We start from the raw sequence: 563 nt of genomic DNA on the forward strand, positions 1-563 counted from the left end.
AAGGGTACGCTGGTTGCAATGGTAAAGGGAGTGAAATCAGACTTTATAATCAAGAAGTTACAGCGTCTTCCTGTCGGCAAACGTGCAATGGTCAAGTCTGTTACTATGGATATGTCAAACTCTATGTACAAGATAGTACGTAAGTGTTTTCCCAATGCAGAGCAGATCGTTGACCGGTTCCATGTGCAGAAGCTAATGTATGACGCTCTTCAGGATTTACGTATAAAACACCGTTGGGAGGTGATGGCTGAGGACAATCGCATGCGTGCTTTGTACAAGGAGAAAGGGCTTGAATACAAGCCTGAAATATTGAGCTGTGGAGACTCTCTTAAGCAGCTTATGGTAAGATGCAGCAGGTTGCTTGTAAGAAAGCCGAATGACTGGACAGAATCACAGGCAGAAAGAGCCAAGGTTCTGTTCTGTCGGTTTCCTGACATGAAAGAGTTTTATTATCTTGCTTTAAGATTGGGTAAGATATATTCGGATTACAATAACAAGGACGTGGCACGACCTAAACTCGCATTATGGTTTAATCAGGTTGAGCAATGGAACTGTGAAGAGTT

Annotated in this window: 1 protein-coding gene; it reads left to right on the top strand. The window is 42.8% G+C overall.

The genetic code is table 11. The annotated features are described in order from the left end of the window. The coding region (locus I6E38_RS15060) for a transposase (protein WP_235394737.1) at nt 1-563 on the top strand (563 nt) is incomplete at both ends.

Origin of the sequence: Leyella stercorea (assembly GCF_021531355.1) — a bacterium.
Taxonomy (GTDB): domain Bacteria; phylum Bacteroidota; class Bacteroidia; order Bacteroidales; family Bacteroidaceae; genus Prevotella.